Below are 16,873 nucleotides of genomic sequence, written 5' to 3' on the forward strand. Positions count from 1 at the left end.
GACTGGGGCGGGATGTAGCCCGACTGGGGCGGGCACCGGGGGTGGTGAGGGTCCTTCTGTGAGGAACTAGACGCACGCATTTTCATGCGAACAGGATTCTGACTCAGGCGCGCCGTCGCACAAGCTCCCGCTCTCTTCTACTGCACGCTCGAAGCACTCTGAAAGTCGGCTTGGCAATGGCCTGTTGACATCTACGAAAGATGTAGTACTAATTGCGGCGTACTTACCGAGCGCACCCAGATGGCAACTCCCAATCCCACCGAAGGCGAACTGGCGATCCTGCGCGTGCTGTGGTCACGCCGCGAGCCGATGACCGTCCGCGACGTGCATACCGAGCTGTCCAAGGGCAAGGACACGGCCTACACCACGGTACTGAAGATGCTCACGATCATGGCCGACAAGGGCTTGGTGCACCGCGACGAATCCGAGCGCAGCCATACATACCTCGCGGTGCTGCCCGAGCCGGTGGTGCAGACCAACCTGCTTCAGGACCTGATGCGCCGCGCGTTCGCGGGCTCGGCGCTGACGCTGGTGCAGCGCGCGATCGACGACGACACCGCCACGCCCGAGGAGCTCGACCAGATGGCGAAGCTCATCGCGCAGGCGAAGGCGCGGCGGAAAGGTTGATGGACGCGCTCGCCGCGCTGCAGGTGGGATTCGCACCGGCGCTGGCCTCGGCGCTGCTGCATTCGCTGTGGCAATGCACGCTGCTGGCCGGCGCGGCGTGGCTGGCGCTGGCGGCGCTGTCGCGTTCGAGCGCGGCGCTGCGGCACACGGTGGCGATGGGCTTCCTGCTGGCGATGGTGGCGGCACCGGCGAGCACGCTGCTGTGCTTCTGGACGCTCCCCGCGGCGCGGATCAACACGGGCTGGCTGCCGGTGATCAGCGCGCCGCAGGCCGATGCGGTCGGCGGCTTCGTGCAGCAGTCGAGCCACGTGGCGGCGCTGGTGACGCTGTTCTGGCTGGCGGGCGTCGGCGTGATGTTGCTGCGCCGCTTCGGCGGGCTGCGCATGGTGCGTTCGCTGGAGGAGCGCCCATGCGAGCGGCTGCCGGCCGAGTGGCAGCAGCGCATGGACGCGATGCGACGCGCGCTCGGTATCGGGCGCACGGTGGTGGTGCACCTGTCAGCGGACGTCGTGGGCCCGTTCACCGCACGGCTGTTCCGGCCGGTGATCTGGCTGCCAGTGTCACTGCTCACGCAGCTGCCGCGCGAGCAGGTCGAAGCGCTGCTGGCGCACGAACTGGCGCATGTCGCGCGGATGGACTGGCTGTGGAACGGGCTGCAGTGCGTGGTCGAAGCGCTGCTGTTCTTCCACCCGGCGGCGTGGTGGCTGGGCCGGCGCATCCGCGCCGAGCGGGAGCACGCCTGTGACGATCTGGCGGTGGCGGCCTGCGGGGACGCCATTGCTCTGGCCGAGGCACTCGAGCAGCTCGAGCGTCGCCGGCCCGCATCCCCGCACCTGGTTCTTGCAGCCCACGGAGGCTCACTCATGAAACGCATCGCCCGCCTGCTTTCCGATCCGCCCACGCGCGGCCGTTGGGGCGCACGTACCGGCCTCGTCGTCCTGATCGCGGCGGGGGCCCTGCTCGTCTCACAGATCGGCATCTCCGGCCAGGGGCGACCGGGCATCCGCATCACGTCGACCACCGACGGCGTGCTCCGCACGGGCGATTCCCGCGAGATCGTGGATGTCGGCGTGGCTGGCAAGCGCGTGTACCGCAGCAGCATCGATGCACAGGGGCGTCTGGTCGAGACCTACACGGTGGATGGGAATGTGCGGCCGATCGACGGCGGCGTGCGCCGCTGGGTCGCGGAAGTCGCGCGACTGAGCGTGCCGCCCCCGCCGCCCCCGCCGCCAGCACCGCCAGCCCCGCCAGCCCCGCCCTCGCTTGATGCGCCGCCTGCTCCACCGGCCCCGACCGCGCCGCCTCCGATCACCGATGACGCGATGTTCCAGCGCCTGCTGCAGCTCACCGCGACTGATCGCACCGTGGTCGCGAAGCTCGGCAGCCCCGTCGTGCTCGCATCGAACGACGTGGGCGGACGCATCGACATCGGCGGCGGCACGCGGCCCGATGACGCCGCCGACGTGCGCATGCGCCTCAGCGGCCCCAAGGGGCGGATGGACGTGCTCGTGGATGCGCGACTGGACCGGGGCGAATGGTCGATCGACACGATCAACTTCGAAGGCGTATCCAGCTGAGTTTTTTTGCCCCCGCTTACTAGCTGATTAGTAGACCGCCCGCGGCGATGCCGCCCTGACCGAATGGATGTCCAAATGCGCCTCAATACCCTCGCTTTCACCCTCATCCTGACTCTGGCCCTTCCTGCCGGCGCGCAGCAAACCCCCACGACTCCGATCGCCGCCGCCGAGCGGCAGGCCGTCGTCACCACGCTCGCCTCGAAACTGCAGGCGAACTATGTCTTCCCCGATGTCGCCAACACGCTTGTTGCTACGCTGCGCGAGCGCGCCCGGGCCGGTGCGTATGCCGACGCGAAGGACAGCGCGGCGTTCGCCACGCTGCTGTCGAAGGACTTGCGCGAGTTCGGACGCGATGGCCACTTCGGCGTGCGCGTGCGGCCGGACTTTCGCGAGCGTCCCGCCGGCCCGCGCCAGATCCCCGGCGCGCAGGACGTCGTGGACGCCCGCGAGGAGGCGGCGCGCAACGGGTACGGCATCGAGAGCGTGGAGCGTATGTCCGGCAACGTGGGCTATCTCGACCTGCGCGGCTTCTGGCCGGCGGAGTTCGCCGCCGACGGCTTCGCCGCGGCCATGACGCTGCTATCGGGAACCGACGCGCTGATCCTGGACCTGCGCCGCAACGGCGGCGGCGACCCGGCGGGAGTCGCGCAACTGATGAGTCACTTCTTCGCGGTCACCGACGTGCGCCACCTCAATGACATCTACAAGCGCGCGGACGATACGACCCGCCAGTACTGGACCGACCCAACCGCGGCGCCGCGCTACTCGAAGCCCGTGTACGTGCTGACATCAGGACGCACGTTCTCCGGCGGCGAGGAGGCGGCGTACAACTTCCAGACGCAGAAGCGCGGCACGCTGGTGGGCGAGACGACAGGCGGAGGCGCGAACCCGGGGGAGCTCTATGCGATTGGCCACGACCTCGTGGCGTTCATCCCGAACGGGCGTGCGATCAACCCGGTCACGAAGACGAACTGGGAGCACGTGGGGGTCAAGCCCGATGTGGAGGTGCCGGCGGGCGAAGCAAAGAAGACGGCGCATGTCGCGAGCCTGCGCCTGCTGATCGCTCAGGCGGATGATGCGGCGCGCAAGGCGACGCTGGAGAAGGCGCTCGCGCAGGTGGAGTCGGGCGCTGCGGAGACGGTCGACTACGCGCGGCGGCGGTGAGAGATGGCCAGAAGAACCGAGTCTCCACTTAGGGAGTCCGCCCGGATCGTCTCGTCTTGGGTCACGTCTGTTGGACTCGACCGACACGCGTACGGAACTCACGGCATGCGCCGAACGAAGGCCTCGTTGATCTACCGTCGGACCAAGAACATCCGCGCCGTCCAGATCCTACTCGGTCATACCAAGCTCGAAAGCACGCTCCGCTACTTCGGCATTGAGGTCGAGGATGCCTTGGAGATGGCAGAGCAGACTGAGGCGTAGGCGCCCGATAGCGGACACGTCGCCGAAGGCAGGTAATAAGGGCAGATGTCGGCTTCCGACCCGTGCCGAAGCCGGCCTCGGTGGCGATCTGCTCGGCGAGTCCTATACCTTCTGAAGAGGTAACGCCTATCTGGCTTGATTATCGGGATTTGGCGCGCATGTCTGCTATCGACGCGGCAACTCGTGGCAACTGCGGCGAAACATCACATCGAAGAGGAACCCATCATGCGCAAGGTCTTCATCATCGGCGGCTCGGGCAAGGTTGCGCGCCGCCTCGCGCAACAGCTCGCGGCGCGCGGCCATGAACCGCGCTCGCTGTACCGCAAGCCGGAGCAGGCCGACGAACTCGAAGCCCTGGGCGCCGTCCCGGTCGAGGGCAACCTGCTGGAACTCGACGCCGACGGACTGGCGCAGCGCATGGCCGGCAGCGACGTGGTCGTGTTCTCGGCCGGCGCCGGCGGCAAGGGCGGAGCGGAGATGATCGACGCCATCGACGGCCGCGGGCTGGAGCTGGCAGTCGCGGCGGCGCGGCAGGCGGGCATCCAGCGCTTCGTGCTGGTCTCGGCCTTCCCCGAGGCCTCCCGCGGCAAGCAAGTGTCGGAGACGTTCGAGCACTACATGGCGGTGAAGAAACTCGCCGATGTGCATCTGGCCGAGTCCGACCTGGACTGGGTGATCCTGCGCCCCGGCACGCTGCTGGACGCGCCCGGTACCGGCAAGGTGCACACGGGCCTGGCCATTCCCTACGGCGACGTGTCACGTGATGATGTGGCCGCGACGCTGCTGGAAATCATCGAACACCCGGCGGTGAGCCGCATCATCATCGAGTTGACCGAAGGCGAGGCGCCGGTTGCCGAGTCCGTGGCGCGCCTGGCACGCGCCTGAGTCGCAGGCTTTCCTCGGCTACCTGAGTTGCCGAAGCAGGCAGAGCGCGTCCTCACGCTTGGCGTCCATCAGGCGGATCGCAGGTGGCAGGCGGAAACCCGCGCCGGCAACGGCGGCCTCAATGTTTTCCCAGGTCCGCGCATCCAGCGCAATGGCGCGGAGCACGCGGACGAGCCCAGCAAGTTCTCCGCTCCCCAATCCGCTCGACCAAAGGCCGGCCACCACGTTGATCAGCGGCACCGTGAGCGGCCTGAACTCCAACTCGTCGCGCACATACAGTGCCTGGACCAGATCCTCCCGATCGCCATCCAGCGTCCGCAGTATCTGGAACACCTGCCCGGCACCTTTCATGCCCAGGGGTTCCAGCCGCGCCGCCAACACCGCGCCCATGCTCGCGGCCCCGTGGAGGTCGAGGCCGCGAGCGAGCGCCCGGGCGGCTTCCTCCGGGTCCAGCCGCAGATCAGGGTCAAGCAGGCCATCGACGATCACGATCTGCGCCGGTGCAGCGATGGCATCCAGGTCGCCGCGGACGATGGGTGCGCGGTACTCCGCATCCAGGACAGCGCGCGCTTCCGGTCCGGTGAGGCTCAGGCCCAGGAATACGATTGGCCTCACGTGTTCCCTCGTGACGCGGGACCGTGGATCAATTCGGTGGATCAATTCGGCCAGGCGGAACCGAGGATGATGGAACAGAAGTCGGTCCGCCGGTATCCGGGCACCTTCAGCGCCAGCACGTCCGCCTTCACGTTGCCGAATGCGGTTTCCGGCTTCTTCCTGATGCCATCGGCGAAGTGGTCGATGATGCCTTCCTTGAAGTTCGCCTCGCGGGGATGACAGGCACAGACCTCGTGGCGCTGCTCCTGGCTGAACTCGTCGTAGGCGATGCCGAGCACGTCCATCTCGACGCCAGCGGTCACCAAAGCCACGGTCGGCCGCATGTGTCCGGGGATGCCGGGCGTCGTATGCAGTGCGATGGCCGTCCAGACGTCCTCGACGTCGCGCTCGGGCACGTCATAGCCGTTCATGAAGTCGCGCGCCGCGTTGGCGCCGTCGACCTCGAAGCGCAAGTCGGCGCTCGAGTACCGCTCCGTCAGGCCCATGTCGTGGAACATGGCACCCAGGTAAAGCAATTCCGGATCGTATCGGAGGCCGCGCCGGTTGCCGGAAAGTGCCCCCCAGAAAAATACGCGCCGGCTGTGGTTGTAGAGCAGGTCGTCTTCGGTGTCGCGCACAAGCTGCGTGGCGGCGCGCACCAGCGGGCTGTCGGGCACCCGGATGCCTGCGATGGTCTCGGTCATGGAAATCCACTCCAGGAAAATACTGCCCTCAAGTGTCGGCAGTTGCGCGCCTGGCCACAATCGAACGCTTGCGCCGGATCATGACAATACAGCGCGATTTCATGACACCGGGGGTGTTTCTTGGTGCCGGAACCGGGCGCGGTATTGCGCGGGAGTCACGCCGAGGCGTTCCCTGAAGACGATCCGCATGCGGTCCGCGGTCCCGAAACCGCAGTCGTATGCCACGGTCTTCAGTGGCAGGTCGCTGCTTTCCAGGACCTTGCGGGCCGCGTCGATCCGTGCCCGCAGGACGAACTCGTGCGGGGTGATTCCGGTTTCCTGGACGAAATGGCGGATCAGGTTGCGCGGACTCATGTCTGCCACGCCGGCAAGCGACTTGAGTGCGTGCCGCTGGGCTGGATGCGCCGCGATGTGTTGCTGGACGAGCGCCACCGATGACGTGGGATCGACGGGAGGCGTGAGATAGGGGCTGAACTGGGATTGGCCGCCCTGGCGCTGCGCCACCACGACGAGCCGCTTGGCGACGGCCACCGCCACCTCCGGCCCATGACGCTGACCGACCAGCGCCAAGGCAAGGTCGATCCCGGCCGTGACACCGGCAGACGTGATGAGTCGGCCGTCGCGGACATAAATCGAATCGGCTTCGACTTTCGCTTCGGGGAACATGCGTGCCAGCTGCGCGGCACTCTGCCAGTGGGTCGTGACCCTCCGGCCATCGAGCAGGCCGGCATGGCCGAGCACGAACGCGCCCGTGCAGATCGAACCGTAGGTCATCGACCTGCGCGGCGCTTCCCCCACCCACTCCAGCAGTCCGGCATCGGGCAACGTGTCCGGCAGCTCCGGCCCGCCAGCCACCAGGATGATGTCGAAGCCGCGTCGCGCCTCCTCGAACGTCATGTCGGCCACCACCAGCATGCCGCCGGATGTCCGCAGCGGCTTGCGATCCGCTGCAACCAGGAGCGTCCTGTAATGATCCCCGGCCGGAACATGGCCGTTTGCCTCGGCAAACACGTCGACCGGCCCGGCGACGTCCAGCGCCTGCACATGCTCGTGTATTGCGATCGCGATCGTAAGTATCGCCACGTGGCCTCCGCTTCCCGGTAAAGGGATCAGGCTCATTTGCCTGTAAATGAGCCTGACCCATTTACACCTGCAAGGACAGGTTGATCAGATACTTCTCGCCGGCGATCCGTAGCGGCTGTAGCAGGCCGGCGTGGAGATGATCGATGCCATCGACGGCCGCGACGCTGGCGACCCGGGCCGGAGAGAGCCAAGGCCGGCGGTGGGAGGATGACGGCGGTCATCCAGTTGGCCATCGTCCCGGTTCCACCGTTCGGGAAGGCAACAAAAAGCCCCTGAAAACAGGGGCTTTTCGACTACCGATCTGGTGGGCGGTGCAGGGATCGAACCTGCGACCCTTGCCGTGTGAAGGCAATGCTCTACCGCTGAGCTAACCGCCCCGAACAGGGCGCGAAGTATACGATATTGCACCCGGGATGTGGCAAGGCCCCCGCGGGTTCAGGCCGTTGCTCGCGGAACGCGCCGTTCCCCGGTCCGGGGCCAAGCGTGCCGCAGCTCTTCCACCGTGCGGGCATGGTCGCGCAGCGTGGACAGCGCTTCCGATGCCAGGCTGGCACCCGGGCCACCGGCGTCGGCCGTGCGCTGGTACAGGCGGATCGCGCTGGCGTGGCTGCGCGCCATGTGGCGCAGCCAGGCGCGGTCATAGGCCGCTCCCTGGTGGCCGTCGAGTGCACGCAGGGTCTTGCGCTGCTGGTCGTCGGGTTCGGGGACGTCGAAGCCACCGGCTTCGGCCAGGCGCCGGTTGAGCTCGCCGTGGTCGTGCTCCAGCTCCTGTGCGAAGCGTCGCAGCTCCGCCGATGCGCCGCGCAGCTGCGCGGAACGGGCGGCCTCAACCTCACCGGTGCCGCTTTGCAGCGCCTGCTCGAAGAATGAGCCCGATGCACGCTTGCCGGTCGGGCGATTGTTGAACGCTTTCCAAGCCGCGACGCCGGCGCCGGCGAGCATGGCGAGTCGGATGGCTTTGAAGATCATGGGGGACTCCTTCGGGGGTGGGGGCGTGGCGGCAGCACAGCAATCCCCGGGTTGGGCAGGCGTGAAGACGGTCGGGCTTCACCGCTGTCTCACCGCGCCACGCCTAACGTCGACCACCCGCCCTCACTGCTGCGAGGCCACCATGGCGCGACCGATCTGGACCGGCACCCTGAGCTTTGGCCTGCTGAACGTGCCGGTGTCGCTGATGTCCGGCGAGCGGCGCGTGGACCTCAGCTTCCGCATGCTGGATTCGCGCGACAACCGGCCTGTGCGCTACGAACGGGTGAACGCCGACACCGGCGAAGAGGTGCCCTGGAAAGACGTGGTCAAGGCCTTCGAATACGACAAGGGCAGCTACGTGGTGCTGGAGAAGGACGACATCCGCTCGGCGGCCTCGGAGAGCCACGAGACGGTGGAGGTGGAGAGCTTCATCGACGCCTCGGAGATCCCGCCGGCGTTCTTCGAGAAGCCCTACATCCTGGTACCCGCGAAAAAGGCCGAGAAGGGCTACGTGCTGCTGCGCGAAACCCTGCGCGACACCGGCAAGGCCGGGATCGCGCGGGTGGTGGTGCGCACCCGCGAATACCTGTGCGCGGTACTGCCGCAGGGCGATGCCCTGATCCTGATGCTGCTGCGCTATCCGCAGGAGATCGTGGATCCCGCGGATCACAGGCTGCCGGAAGGCACCACCGGTGATTACCGGATCAGCGAGAAGGAGCGGGAAATGGCCAAGCAGCTCATCGAGTCGATGAGCGGCGAGTGGGATCCGTCCGGCTACAAGGACGAGTTCCGCGAGCGCCTGGAAAAGGTCATCCGCGACCGGATGAAGTCGCAGGGCGTGGTGTCGAAGCCCGACGACGAAGAGCGCGACGTCCCGGAGGACGCGACCACCAACGTGGTCGACTTCATGGCGCTGCTGGAGAAGAGCATCGGCAGCAAGCGGCGGACGCCGGCCAAGAAGGCTGCGAAGGCGGCGAAGAAGGCGGCCGGCAAGGGGGATGCCAGGCCATCGGCCAAGGCTGCGAAGAAATCCTCGGCGAAGACCGCAAAAAAGACGACGAAGAAAGCCGCGAAGAAGACCGCGAAGAGCGCATGACGTGACCTGCACGCGACGATGACGTTGTGGCAACGACGGCGGCGCTAGCGTCGCCAGCGAAGAGCCAGTCCGGCGGAGGATTCGATGGCGACGAAGAAAGCAGCGAAGAAGACGGCAAAGAACGCCGCGAAGGGCGGCGGCGCGGAGCGCACCGTTGAACGCCAGCGCGACATCCAGCAACAGGCGGACCAGGCCGCGAAGCGCGCGAAGAAAAAGGCGCCGGCGAAGAGTCGCTTGCCAGCAATCTGCTCGGCCGCGGCATCCGCGTGAACTGCGTGGCCCCGGGGGCGGTGTGGACGCCGCTCAATCCCGCCGACAAGGCGGCGCCGGACGTCGCCGACTTCGGCAAGGACAGCGACATGGGACGCCCCGCGCAGCCGGAAGAGCTGTCGCCGGCCTATGTGTTCCTGGCCTCGCCGGTGATGTCCTCGTACGTGAACGGCGCGATCCTGCCGGTGATGGGCGGGCCGCGCGGTTGAACCCGCCGGTCGACGCCCGGCCCCGTGCCGCGGACTCAGACCAGCCGTTGGATGCCGTGGACCAGGACGTACAGGATGCCGCCAATCAGCGCGCCCACCGCAGTGCCGTTGTAGCGGATGAACTGCAGGTCCGAGCCGACGGCAAGCTCCAGTTCGCGAGTGAGTTCGTCAGCGCTCCACTGGCGCACGCGTTCGACGATGAACCCGCGGATGCCTTCGCGATAGCGCTCCACCTCGGGCAGGATCAGGTCGACGATGCCGCCGTTGATCCACGCCCGCATGTCGTCGTCGGCCGCCAGCCGGGCGCCGATCTCGGCGCCAACGCTGGCGGTGCGCGCCGCGATGGCCGAATCCTCGCGCTGCACGTCTTCGCGGATCCAGGTGCCCAGGTCCTGCCACAGGCTGCGCAGGTAGCGTGAGAGGTCGGAGTCCTGGATCAGCTGGTCGCGGAACCGGTTCACGCGCTCCTGCAGGCCCGGGTCGTCTTCCAGGCGCAGGATCAGGCGCTCGAATTCGACGCCGATGCGCTGGCGCATTTCATGGTCGCGATCGGTGGCCATGTCGTTGAGCATCCCGCTCATGCCGGCGACCAGCTTGTCGGCGACCTTGTCGGCCACCACGCCCTCCAGCTTCAGGTAGCGCAGCACGTTCCACAGCTCGCGCGAGGCCATTTCGGAAATGCGCTCGTGGGTGCCGGGCGCGGCCAGCACTTCGCCCGCATACGCGAGGCCCGCATCGACCAGCGCCTGATGGCGCCCCTCGTCGGTCAGCTGGCGAAGCACCACCGCGACCACGCCCGACAGGTCGACCTGGCGCAGGCGGGCTTCTGCGATGCGGTGCAGGAAGCGGTGCAGTTCTTCGCTGTCGAGGGCATCGAGGATCCGGGGCAGGGCGTTGGCCACCGCACGCCCCATGGTCTGCGAGAACGCGGAGTCCGCGAGCTTGGTCGCGATGGAGCCCGCGAGGTCCATCGTCTGCAGCTTGTCCGCCACCTGGCGGGTGCCGAGGAAGTTGTCGCTGATGAAGTCTGCAAGGCTGGCGCCCAGCGCGTCCTTCTTCGAAGGGATGATCGCGGTGTGCGGGATCCAGCCCATGCCCAGCGGATGGCGGAACAGCGCGACCACCGCGAACCAATCGGCCAGCCCGCCCACCAGCGCCGCCTCGAACACCGCGGCCATGAAGCCGAAGGCCCAGTGCGGATGCGTGCGTTCCAGCACCGAGACCACCGCAAGCGCGAGCCCGGCGAACACCAGCAGGCCCAGTGCGATGGCCTTGCGCCGGCGCAGTGCGGCTTCGCGGGGGTCGAGGACGGGGGGCGGCATCGGCACAGATTAGCGCGGGTGGCGGACCCCCGGGTCGGCCCTCATTGCGGCGTCGGTCCGGCGGGGGATATCGTGGCCCGAAGCCGGTCCGGAGTCATCCATGAAGGCATTCCACGCGATCCTCCTTGGCGCCCTGCTGGCCGGCTGCTCGACGACCAGCGTCGTGCACCAGCCCTACACCGCCGCCGACAACCAGAAGTACTCGTTCGAAATCAAGAACAACGGCGACGCGGACGCCGAGGGCCTGGGGACGCTTGAGCGGCACCTGGGGCAGAAGCTCAGGGAACGCGGCCTGTTCGCCGACGGTGGCGACGCCGTGCGGGTCGAGGTGACCCTGACGCACTTCCGCCTCCGTTCGGACGGCGCGCGGCTCTGGGCCGGCATCATGGCGGGGCGCGACAAGGTCGCCAGCACGGTTCGCCTGCTGGCGCCGGACGGGCGCGTCGTGGGCCATTTCGACGTTGAAACCTTCAACGCCTCGGCATGGCTGACATCGGCCGGGCTGCTGGAGAACCACGCCACCGAGATCGTCGACCGGCTGCAATGAAGCAGGAAAAAGGCCTGTGTTTTACCCCCGTGTCGTCGCGCAGGCCATCCGGTTCAGTCAGCAGCCACCGCCTCCACCAATCGACCTGATGGTCCAGCGGCCGCTCGCCTGCTCGACCAGGACATAGTTCCACTGCTCGTAGGCGATGCCTTCCAGCAGGAACTCCGGCGTGCCATCCCCGTTAAAATCCCCGGCGGCGCGAAACGTGTAGTGGGTAGGCATGCTGTCGCAATCGGCGCATGCGGTCTGGAAGTCGAGCAGCCGTGTCTGCCAGGGCGCTTCTCGCTCACGCCCTACAACGGCAAGCAGGCTGCTGAGCAATTCGCCCGAAGTATCGGTTGACGATGACGCCAGCAACGCGATCTCGCGCCCGGTGTCATCGGCGAAGACATGCACGCCTTCGCCGTGCGCCATCATGCGGGCAAGGCGGTGGCGGGACTGGGCTCCCGCGCCAGGACTGTCCGCCAATGCCTGCCGCAGCGCGGTAAGTACTTGGTCCGAAACGGTGCGCGGGAGGAGGCGCGAGTTGGCATTGACGTCGATATTGGCAAGCACGGCACCGTGCTCTCCGATCCCGGCGAGGTCGCCAGTGAGCGTGAGTCGAGGAGGTTCGGTACATCCAGCGGTGTTGTCGTTGGGAATGTGTCCCGCGACCTCGATGTCACCGATGGGTTGCCCGTCCACGTAGGCACGCAAGCGTCCCTTGGGAACAACCTCCTCGTTGTCGCGTGCCCGGGAAATCCATGCGTAGCTGTACTCGCCTTCGACCTGCGAGGGCACGACAAACATCGCCGCGGGTATCTGCTGCTCATGCAGGGACGCCGGCGCCTTCGCCGCACCGCAGGCCGTGGCCAGCAATGCAGCAAGAAAAGAAAGAGCTCTCATGATCCGCTCCGGTCCGGGATTGCCGCGGTGCTGGCGCAGTCGAACGATGCCGCACCGATGGCCGCGTAGAGGCAGGATGGAACCTGCGAACGGCAAACCAACGGCAAACGATCCGGCCGTCGGATAAAGAAAAAGGGCCTGCACTGCTGCAAGCCCTTCGATTCGCAATGGTGGCCGGGGAGGGAATCGAACCCCCGACACGGGGATTTTCAATCCCCTGCTCTACCAACTGAGCTACCCGGCCACTGGCGAGCCCGGAATGATACGGCAGCGGCTGCAGGTGAGGCAAGACCGTATCGGGGCTGAACGCTGCTTGCGATCGTGGCGGTGGCGGCATCCGGCAGGGTTCATGATCGGAGCGGTAAAAACATGCCGCGCGGCGGCAGGAGGACATCATGCAAGGCAGGATCTTCGCGGCAGCCGCCGTGCTGGGCGGGCTGCTGGCACTGGGTGGCTGCGCCACCGGCTCGGGAATGAGCGACGCTGAAAAGCTTGCCAGCTACGAAGCCGCCGCCGGGGAACCGGTGAAAAGCTTCACCTACCTCGGCCGCATCAGCGGCTGGACGCCCTTGGACGAACACAATATCGCCGTGTGGACCCGGCCGAAGGAAGCCTGGCTACTCGGTTTCAGCGGCCCATGCCTCGACATCGAGTACACCCCGGCCATCAGCCTCACCAACCAGACCGGGCGCGTCTACGCGGGCTTCGACAAAGTGATCGTGCACAACCGGTCCTCGATGCAGATGCCGTGCCGGATCACCCGGATCCGCCCGCTTGATACGGCACGGATCAAGGCTGCCGAAAAGGCCGCGCGGGACGAGGCTCAGGCCGCGCCTTCGGGAACGTAGCCGGCCGGCTTGTCGGCGCCGCCGCCGAACAGGAACTTTTCCATCTCGCGCTCGAGGAACGCGCGGTGCTCGGGATCCATCGGCGACAGGCGGTTCTCGTTGATCAGCATCGTCTGGTGCGCAAGCCAGGCCGCCCAGGCGGTCTGGCCGATGCCGGCGAACACACGCTTGCCGAGTTCGCCCGGCCATGGCACGAAGGCCAGGGCCTGGACCTCGCGCTTCTCGTATTCGCAGTAAACGGTGCGGCTCACGGTTGATTCTCCTGGTCGGGGGCGAACTGCGCCTGGAGCAGCGTCCTGACCGGTGCCGGGATACCGAGCCCGGCAAGTGCGTCGCGGGACACCCAGCGCAGGTCGTCATTGTCGCGCACCCGGCTTGAAGGGGCGACCGCGGACCAGCGGCGGGGATGCATGTTGAAGCGGTAGTGGCTGAAGGCGTGCGCGATCGTGGCCAGGGTTTCGCCGCGGCCGTGGTCGCCGTCGAAATTCGCCCGCAGCCAGTCGTGCGCGCCGGCTTCGTCCGTGGCTTCGGGAAGCGACCACAGCTGCGCCCAGACGCCGGCGGGGGGGCGGCGCTGGAGCAGGATGCGACCTTCGGCGTCGCGCACGAGCAGCAGCAGGGCCTCGCGGGTGGGCAAGGGCTTGCCGGGCTTCGGCGTGGGCAGTTCGTCGCTGCGCCCCTGCGCGTGAGCCGTGCATCCGGGGTGCAGCGGGCAGGCGCCGCATGCCGGGGAGTGGCGGGTGCAGAGCGTGGCGCCCAGATCCATCTGGGCCTGGGTGTAATCGGCCAGGCGGGTGTCGGGCAGGTGCTCCTGCGCCAGCTGCCAAAGTCGCCTTTCGATGGCGGTCAGGCCCGGCCAGCCGTCGACACCGTGGTAGCGGGCAAGGACGCGCTTTACGTTGCCGTCGAGGATGGCGAAACGGTCGCCCCAGGCCTGGGCGAGGATGGCGCCCGCGGTGCTGCGGCCGATGCCCGGCAGGGCGAGCAGGGCGTCGAAGCTGCGAGGCAGTTCGCCGCCGTGCTGTTCCGCACAGCTGCGTGCGGCGTCATGCAGATTGCGGGCGCGTGCGTAGTAGCCGAGCCCCGACCAGAGGGCGAGGACGTCGTCGCGCGGCGCGGCGGCGAGTGCCGACACCGTCGGCAGTGCGGCGATGAAGCGTTCGAAATACGGCAGCACCACGCGCACCTGGGTCTGCTGCAGCATGATCTCCGACAGCCAGACGCGGTAGGGCGTGCGCGGATGCTGCCAGGGCAGGTCATGGCGCCCGTGGACATCGAACCAGTCAAGCAGGGGCGCGGCGAAGGCGTCGCAGGCATCGGTCCCGGCATGCGCGTTCATTGCGCGTCACCCGGATCGATGCTGATTTCAACGCCACGCAGCGTGCCGCCGGGGACCTCGATCCGCGGCGCGCTGGCGCGGGCACGGAGCGGTGGCAGCGGGGATCCGGCAGCCGCGGCATCCATCCACTCGAGGACGTCGAACGTGCGCGCGTCTATTTCGGCGCGTGCCTCGTCGCGCGAAAGTCGCAGGTTGGCTGGATCGGCCAGGTCCATCGCGCCGGCGTAGTCGAGCGAGAAGGCGAGCGGCGAGGTCGACGTGCCCAGCGGCGCCGGCAACGCCGGCCATGCTTCGGGCCACTCGGCCATCGCACCCTCGAGTTCCAGCAGCAGTGCCCGCCCGAGGGCGGCGCGGCCGTGGGCATGGAAGGTTGGCACGACGCCATCGCCACGCAGGGCAACGCCGAGTGGAACCAGTGTCCAGCTGCCGTTGCGCAGGCGCAGGGGGCCGTGTGCGCCAAGGGCGAAGACAAACGGTTCGCCGTCGCCGCGGAATTCCGCGTGGGCGCCAAGGCGCAGGGGCGTGACGTGCACGCGACCGTCCGTGATCCGCAGCGGCCCGGAGGCGATGACGAATGCGGGCAGCGACCAGTCCGCGTGCTCCACGCGCACCCGTCCGCGCACGCCGATGCCGACGCCGTTCGCGGGTTTGCTTGCGGCCAGGTGCAGGTTGAAGTGGATCCGCGCGGGCGACGCGATGGCGAGGCTGCCGCGGGCGTGGGCGGCCAGCGGCGCATCGGCGCGGAAGCCGGGCAGTCGCAGCTGCAGGCCCTGTAGTTCCCAGCCGTCGGCGAACACGCGGCCGTCGCGCACGGTCACGCCATCGGACAGCGAAGGCAGGCCACCTTCGCCCGGCGGGCGCGAGGCCAGCCACGCCTGCAGTCGTGGCAGGTCGAGGACGGGAGCGTCGAGTTCGATGCGTTCAAGCGCCAGCGGCGCGCCGCGCGTGCGCACGGTTGACCACGGCAGCGCGACAAGGACGCGCGACGCACGCAGCAGCGGTTCGGCGTCGCCGGGCTGGCGAACCACGACACCGTGTACTTCCAGCATCGGCGTGCCGCGCAGGCGGTAGCGCGCTTCGCCTTCGAAGCTGATGTCCAGGCCAAGGCCGTCGCCCACGCCGCCGAGTACCAGGCGTGCCAGGCGCTGCGGCTGCATCACAAGCGCCGCCGCCAGTACGACGAGCAGCAGCGCGATCCCGGCGATGCCTGCGGCGAGCGCGAGCCCGCGACGCAGCCTCACGCCCCCAGCGCCTCCGGCAGCAAGGCGTCGACGAAAGCCTCGGCGTCGAACACGCGCAGGTCTTCGGGGCGCTCGCCGATGCCGGCGAAGCGGATCGGGATGTTGAACTCGCGTGCCAGTGCGAACACCACGCCGCCCTTGGCAGTGCCGTCGAGCTTGGTCACCACCAGGCCGGTGACCCCGGCGGCGGCATGGAAGTGACGCAACTGGCTGATCGCGTTCTGGCCGGTGGTGCCGTCGATCACCATCAGCACTTCATGCGGTGCGCCGCCGTCGGGCTTGCCCAGCACGCGCTTGATCTTCGACAGTTCGGCCATCAGGCCCTGCTGCGTATGCAGGCGGCCGGCGGTGTCGGCGATCAGGATGTCGGTGCCGCGCGCGCGCGCGGCCTGCAGGGCGTCGAAGGCCACCGAGGCGGCATCGGCGTCCTGGCCCTGGGCGATCACGGTCACGCCGTTGCGTTCGCCCCAGGCCTGGAGCTGGGCCACAGCGGCGGCGCGGAAGGTGTCGCCGGCGGCCAGCATCACCCCGCGGCCCTCGTCCTTGAAGCGCTTGGCGAGCTTGCCGATGGTGGTGGTCTTGCCAACGCCGTTGACGCCGACGGTCAGGATCACGAAGGGCCTGTTGGCGGGGTCGATGACCAGGGGACGCGCGACCGGCTCGAGGAGTGCGATGAGGTCGGCGCGCAGGGCGGTGCGCAGCGCAGGGACGTCCGCGAACTCGCGTGCCTTCATGCGCTTGCGCAGGGATTCGACCAGGCCGGTGGTCGCGGCGACGCCGACATCGGCGGTGATCAGCGCGGTTTCGATTTCGTCGAGGAGGTCGTCGTCCAGGCGCGGGTTGCGCGCGAACAGGCCGCCGAGGCCACGGGCGATGCCGCTGCCGCTGAGGCGCTCGCGCCAGCCGGTTTTTCCGGGGGCGGCGGCGGGCTTTTCCTGCGTGGTCGACGAGGTATCGGTTCCGGAGGAGGGTTCCACGAGGGCCGGAGGGGCATTCGCCGCCATAGCGGCTCCCACGAGGGCGGTGGTGGGGGCGGGGTCCGGCATTGGAGTCGGCGGGAGGGGCTGCGACATCGGCGGCGGCGGCACCGGGGCCGGGTCGGCGGCGGCGCCCATGGCCCTCGCGGCTTCGATGGCCTCTGCGGCGGCGCTTGATGCGCTTGACGCAGCGCCGTCGTCTTTCCCCTGCTTGGCCTTGTCGGCGTCGGGTTTCCAGCGGCGGAAGAAGCTGACCATCGCGAATCGGACCAGGC

The 16,873-nt window shown here is 68.2% G+C and carries 19 protein-coding genes, 2 tRNA genes and 1 pseudogene; 10 read left to right on the plus strand and 12 right to left on the minus strand.

The genetic code is table 11. The features are described from left to right. Positions 1-240 precede the first annotated feature (240 nt). The 5 genes from ACW7G5_RS04880 to ACW7G5_RS04900 all read left to right on the plus strand — a co-directional run bounded on the left by ACW7G5_RS04880 (position 241) and on the right by ACW7G5_RS04900 (position 4,514). Entirely contained in the window at positions 241-627 is a 387-nt protein-coding gene (locus ACW7G5_RS04880; RefSeq protein ID WP_457002293.1) for a BlaI/MecI/CopY family transcriptional regulator, read from the plus strand. Next, positions 627-2,204: a M56 family metallopeptidase gene (locus tag ACW7G5_RS04885; RefSeq protein WP_457002295.1), complete on the plus strand. Its 1,578-nt coding sequence runs from the start codon at positions 627-629 to the stop codon at positions 2,202-2,204. Before ACW7G5_RS04880 ends, ACW7G5_RS04885 begins: the two co-directional genes overlap by 1 nt. Before the next feature lie 75 nt (positions 2,205-2,279). After that, positions 2,280-3,368, plus strand: a complete 1,089-nt coding sequence (locus ACW7G5_RS04890; RefSeq protein WP_457002297.1) for a S41 family peptidase — start codon at positions 2,280-2,282, stop codon at positions 3,366-3,368. 3 nt (positions 3,369-3,371) lie between these two features. Next, positions 3,372-3,629, plus strand: a complete 258-nt coding sequence (locus ACW7G5_RS04895) for a tyrosine-type recombinase/integrase (RefSeq protein WP_457002299.1) — start codon at positions 3,372-3,374, stop codon at positions 3,627-3,629. Between the two features lie 225 nt (positions 3,630-3,854). After that, on the plus strand, positions 3,855-4,514 hold the full coding sequence (locus ACW7G5_RS04900) for an NAD(P)-binding oxidoreductase (RefSeq protein ID WP_457002301.1): 660 nt from the start codon (positions 3,855-3,857) through the stop codon (positions 4,512-4,514). Positions 4,515-4,532: 18 nt separating this feature from the next. Here the strand turns inward: ACW7G5_RS04900 and ACW7G5_RS04905 are convergent, their stop codons facing one another. The 5 genes from ACW7G5_RS04905 to ACW7G5_RS04925 form a co-directional block, all read right to left on the minus strand. Then, positions 4,533-5,129, minus strand: a complete 597-nt coding sequence (locus ACW7G5_RS04905) for a TfuA-like protein (RefSeq protein WP_457002303.1) — start codon at positions 5,127-5,129, stop codon at positions 4,533-4,535. A 41-nt stretch (positions 5,130-5,170) separates the two neighbouring features. Then, positions 5,171-5,812 (minus strand): HD domain-containing protein, encoded by a 642-nt coding sequence (locus ACW7G5_RS04910; RefSeq protein ID WP_457002305.1) that lies wholly within the window; start codon positions 5,810-5,812, stop codon positions 5,171-5,173. Between the two features lie 99 nt (positions 5,813-5,911). Next, a complete protein-coding gene (locus ACW7G5_RS04915; RefSeq protein ID WP_457002307.1) occupies positions 5,912-6,931 on the minus strand; it encodes a GlxA family transcriptional regulator in 1,020 nt (339 codons plus the stop codon). A 266-nt stretch (positions 6,932-7,197) separates the two neighbouring features. Continuing rightward, a tRNA-Val gene (locus tag ACW7G5_RS04920) sits at positions 7,198-7,272 on the minus strand. Positions 7,273-7,330: 58 nt separating this feature from the next. Beyond that, entirely contained in the window at positions 7,331-7,864 is a 534-nt protein-coding gene (locus ACW7G5_RS04925) for a DUF4142 domain-containing protein (RefSeq protein ID WP_457002309.1), read from the minus strand. Between the two features lie 142 nt (positions 7,865-8,006). Between ACW7G5_RS04925 and ku the strand changes: the two genes are divergently transcribed. The 3 genes and pseudogenes from ku to ACW7G5_RS04940 all read left to right on the plus strand — a co-directional run. Then, positions 8,007-8,960 (plus strand): non-homologous end joining protein Ku, encoded by a 954-nt coding sequence (gene ku / locus ACW7G5_RS04930; RefSeq protein ID WP_457002311.1) that lies wholly within the window; start codon positions 8,007-8,009, stop codon positions 8,958-8,960. An 84-nt stretch (positions 8,961-9,044) separates the two neighbouring features. Further along, positions 9,045-9,230 carry a hypothetical protein gene (locus tag ACW7G5_RS04935; protein WP_457002313.1) on the plus strand — a complete coding sequence of 62 codons (186 nt, stop codon included), beginning with the start codon at positions 9,045-9,047 and terminating at the stop codon, positions 9,228-9,230. Next, positions 9,188-9,439: pseudogene (locus tag ACW7G5_RS04940) on the plus strand (SDR family oxidoreductase); the annotation flags it as partial. The gene ACW7G5_RS04935 and the pseudogene ACW7G5_RS04940, both read left to right, overlap by 43 nt. 35 nt (positions 9,440-9,474) lie before the next feature. Here ACW7G5_RS04940 and ACW7G5_RS04945 read toward each other — a convergent pair. Then, positions 9,475-10,761 carry a DUF445 domain-containing protein gene (locus ACW7G5_RS04945; RefSeq protein ID WP_457002315.1) on the minus strand — a complete coding sequence of 429 codons (1,287 nt, stop codon included), beginning with the start codon at positions 10,759-10,761 and terminating at the stop codon, positions 9,475-9,477. 100 nt (positions 10,762-10,861) lie between these two features. On the opposite strand from ACW7G5_RS04945, the gene ACW7G5_RS04950 reads away from it, so the two are divergent. After that, complete coding sequence (locus ACW7G5_RS04950; RefSeq protein ID WP_457002317.1) at positions 10,862-11,308, plus strand: DUF4410 domain-containing protein; 447 nt, start codon at positions 10,862-10,864, stop codon at positions 11,306-11,308. A gap of 57 nt (positions 11,309-11,365) precedes the next feature. Here ACW7G5_RS04950 and ACW7G5_RS04955 read toward each other — a convergent pair whose 3' ends face one another. Together ACW7G5_RS04955 and ACW7G5_RS04960 are read right to left on the minus strand one after the other, a co-directional pair. After that, positions 11,366-12,337: a hypothetical protein gene (locus ACW7G5_RS04955; RefSeq protein ID WP_457002319.1), complete on the minus strand. Its 972-nt coding sequence runs from the start codon at positions 12,335-12,337 to the stop codon at positions 11,366-11,368. Between the two features lie 24 nt (positions 12,338-12,361). After that, positions 12,362-12,437 (minus strand) — tRNA-Phe (locus ACW7G5_RS04960). A gap of 151 nt (positions 12,438-12,588) precedes the next feature. Between ACW7G5_RS04960 and ACW7G5_RS04965 the strand changes: the two genes are divergently transcribed. After that, positions 12,589-13,041: a DUF6491 family protein gene (locus tag ACW7G5_RS04965; RefSeq protein WP_457002321.1), complete on the plus strand. Its 453-nt coding sequence runs from the start codon at positions 12,589-12,591 to the stop codon at positions 13,039-13,041. Here the strand turns inward: ACW7G5_RS04965 and ACW7G5_RS04970 are convergent. From ACW7G5_RS04970 to ftsY, 4 genes are read right to left on the minus strand one after another with little or no spacing between them, the layout of a single operon-like run. After that, complete coding sequence (locus tag ACW7G5_RS04970; RefSeq protein WP_457002323.1) at positions 13,017-13,292, minus strand: oxidative damage protection protein; 276 nt, start codon at positions 13,290-13,292, stop codon at positions 13,017-13,019. The genes ACW7G5_RS04965 and ACW7G5_RS04970 overlap by 25 nt on opposite strands. Then, on the minus strand, positions 13,289-14,380 hold the full coding sequence (gene mutY, locus ACW7G5_RS04975; protein WP_457002325.1) for an A/G-specific adenine glycosylase: 1,092 nt from the start codon (positions 14,378-14,380) through the stop codon (positions 13,289-13,291). Before mutY ends, ACW7G5_RS04970 begins: the two co-directional genes overlap by 4 nt. Further along, positions 14,377-15,621 carry a hypothetical protein gene (locus ACW7G5_RS04980; RefSeq protein ID WP_457002327.1) on the minus strand — a complete coding sequence of 415 codons (1,245 nt, stop codon included), beginning with the start codon at positions 15,619-15,621 and terminating at the stop codon, positions 14,377-14,379. The genes mutY and ACW7G5_RS04980 overlap by 4 nt, the downstream gene beginning before the upstream one ends. Continuing rightward, entirely contained in the window at positions 15,618-16,856 is a 1,239-nt protein-coding gene (gene ftsY / locus ACW7G5_RS04985; protein ID WP_457002329.1) for a signal recognition particle-docking protein FtsY, read from the minus strand. The genes ACW7G5_RS04980 and ftsY overlap by 4 nt, the downstream gene beginning before the upstream one ends. Positions 16,857-16,873: the final 17 nt, after the last annotated feature.

Source organism: Luteimonas sp. A501, assembly GCF_054052085.1.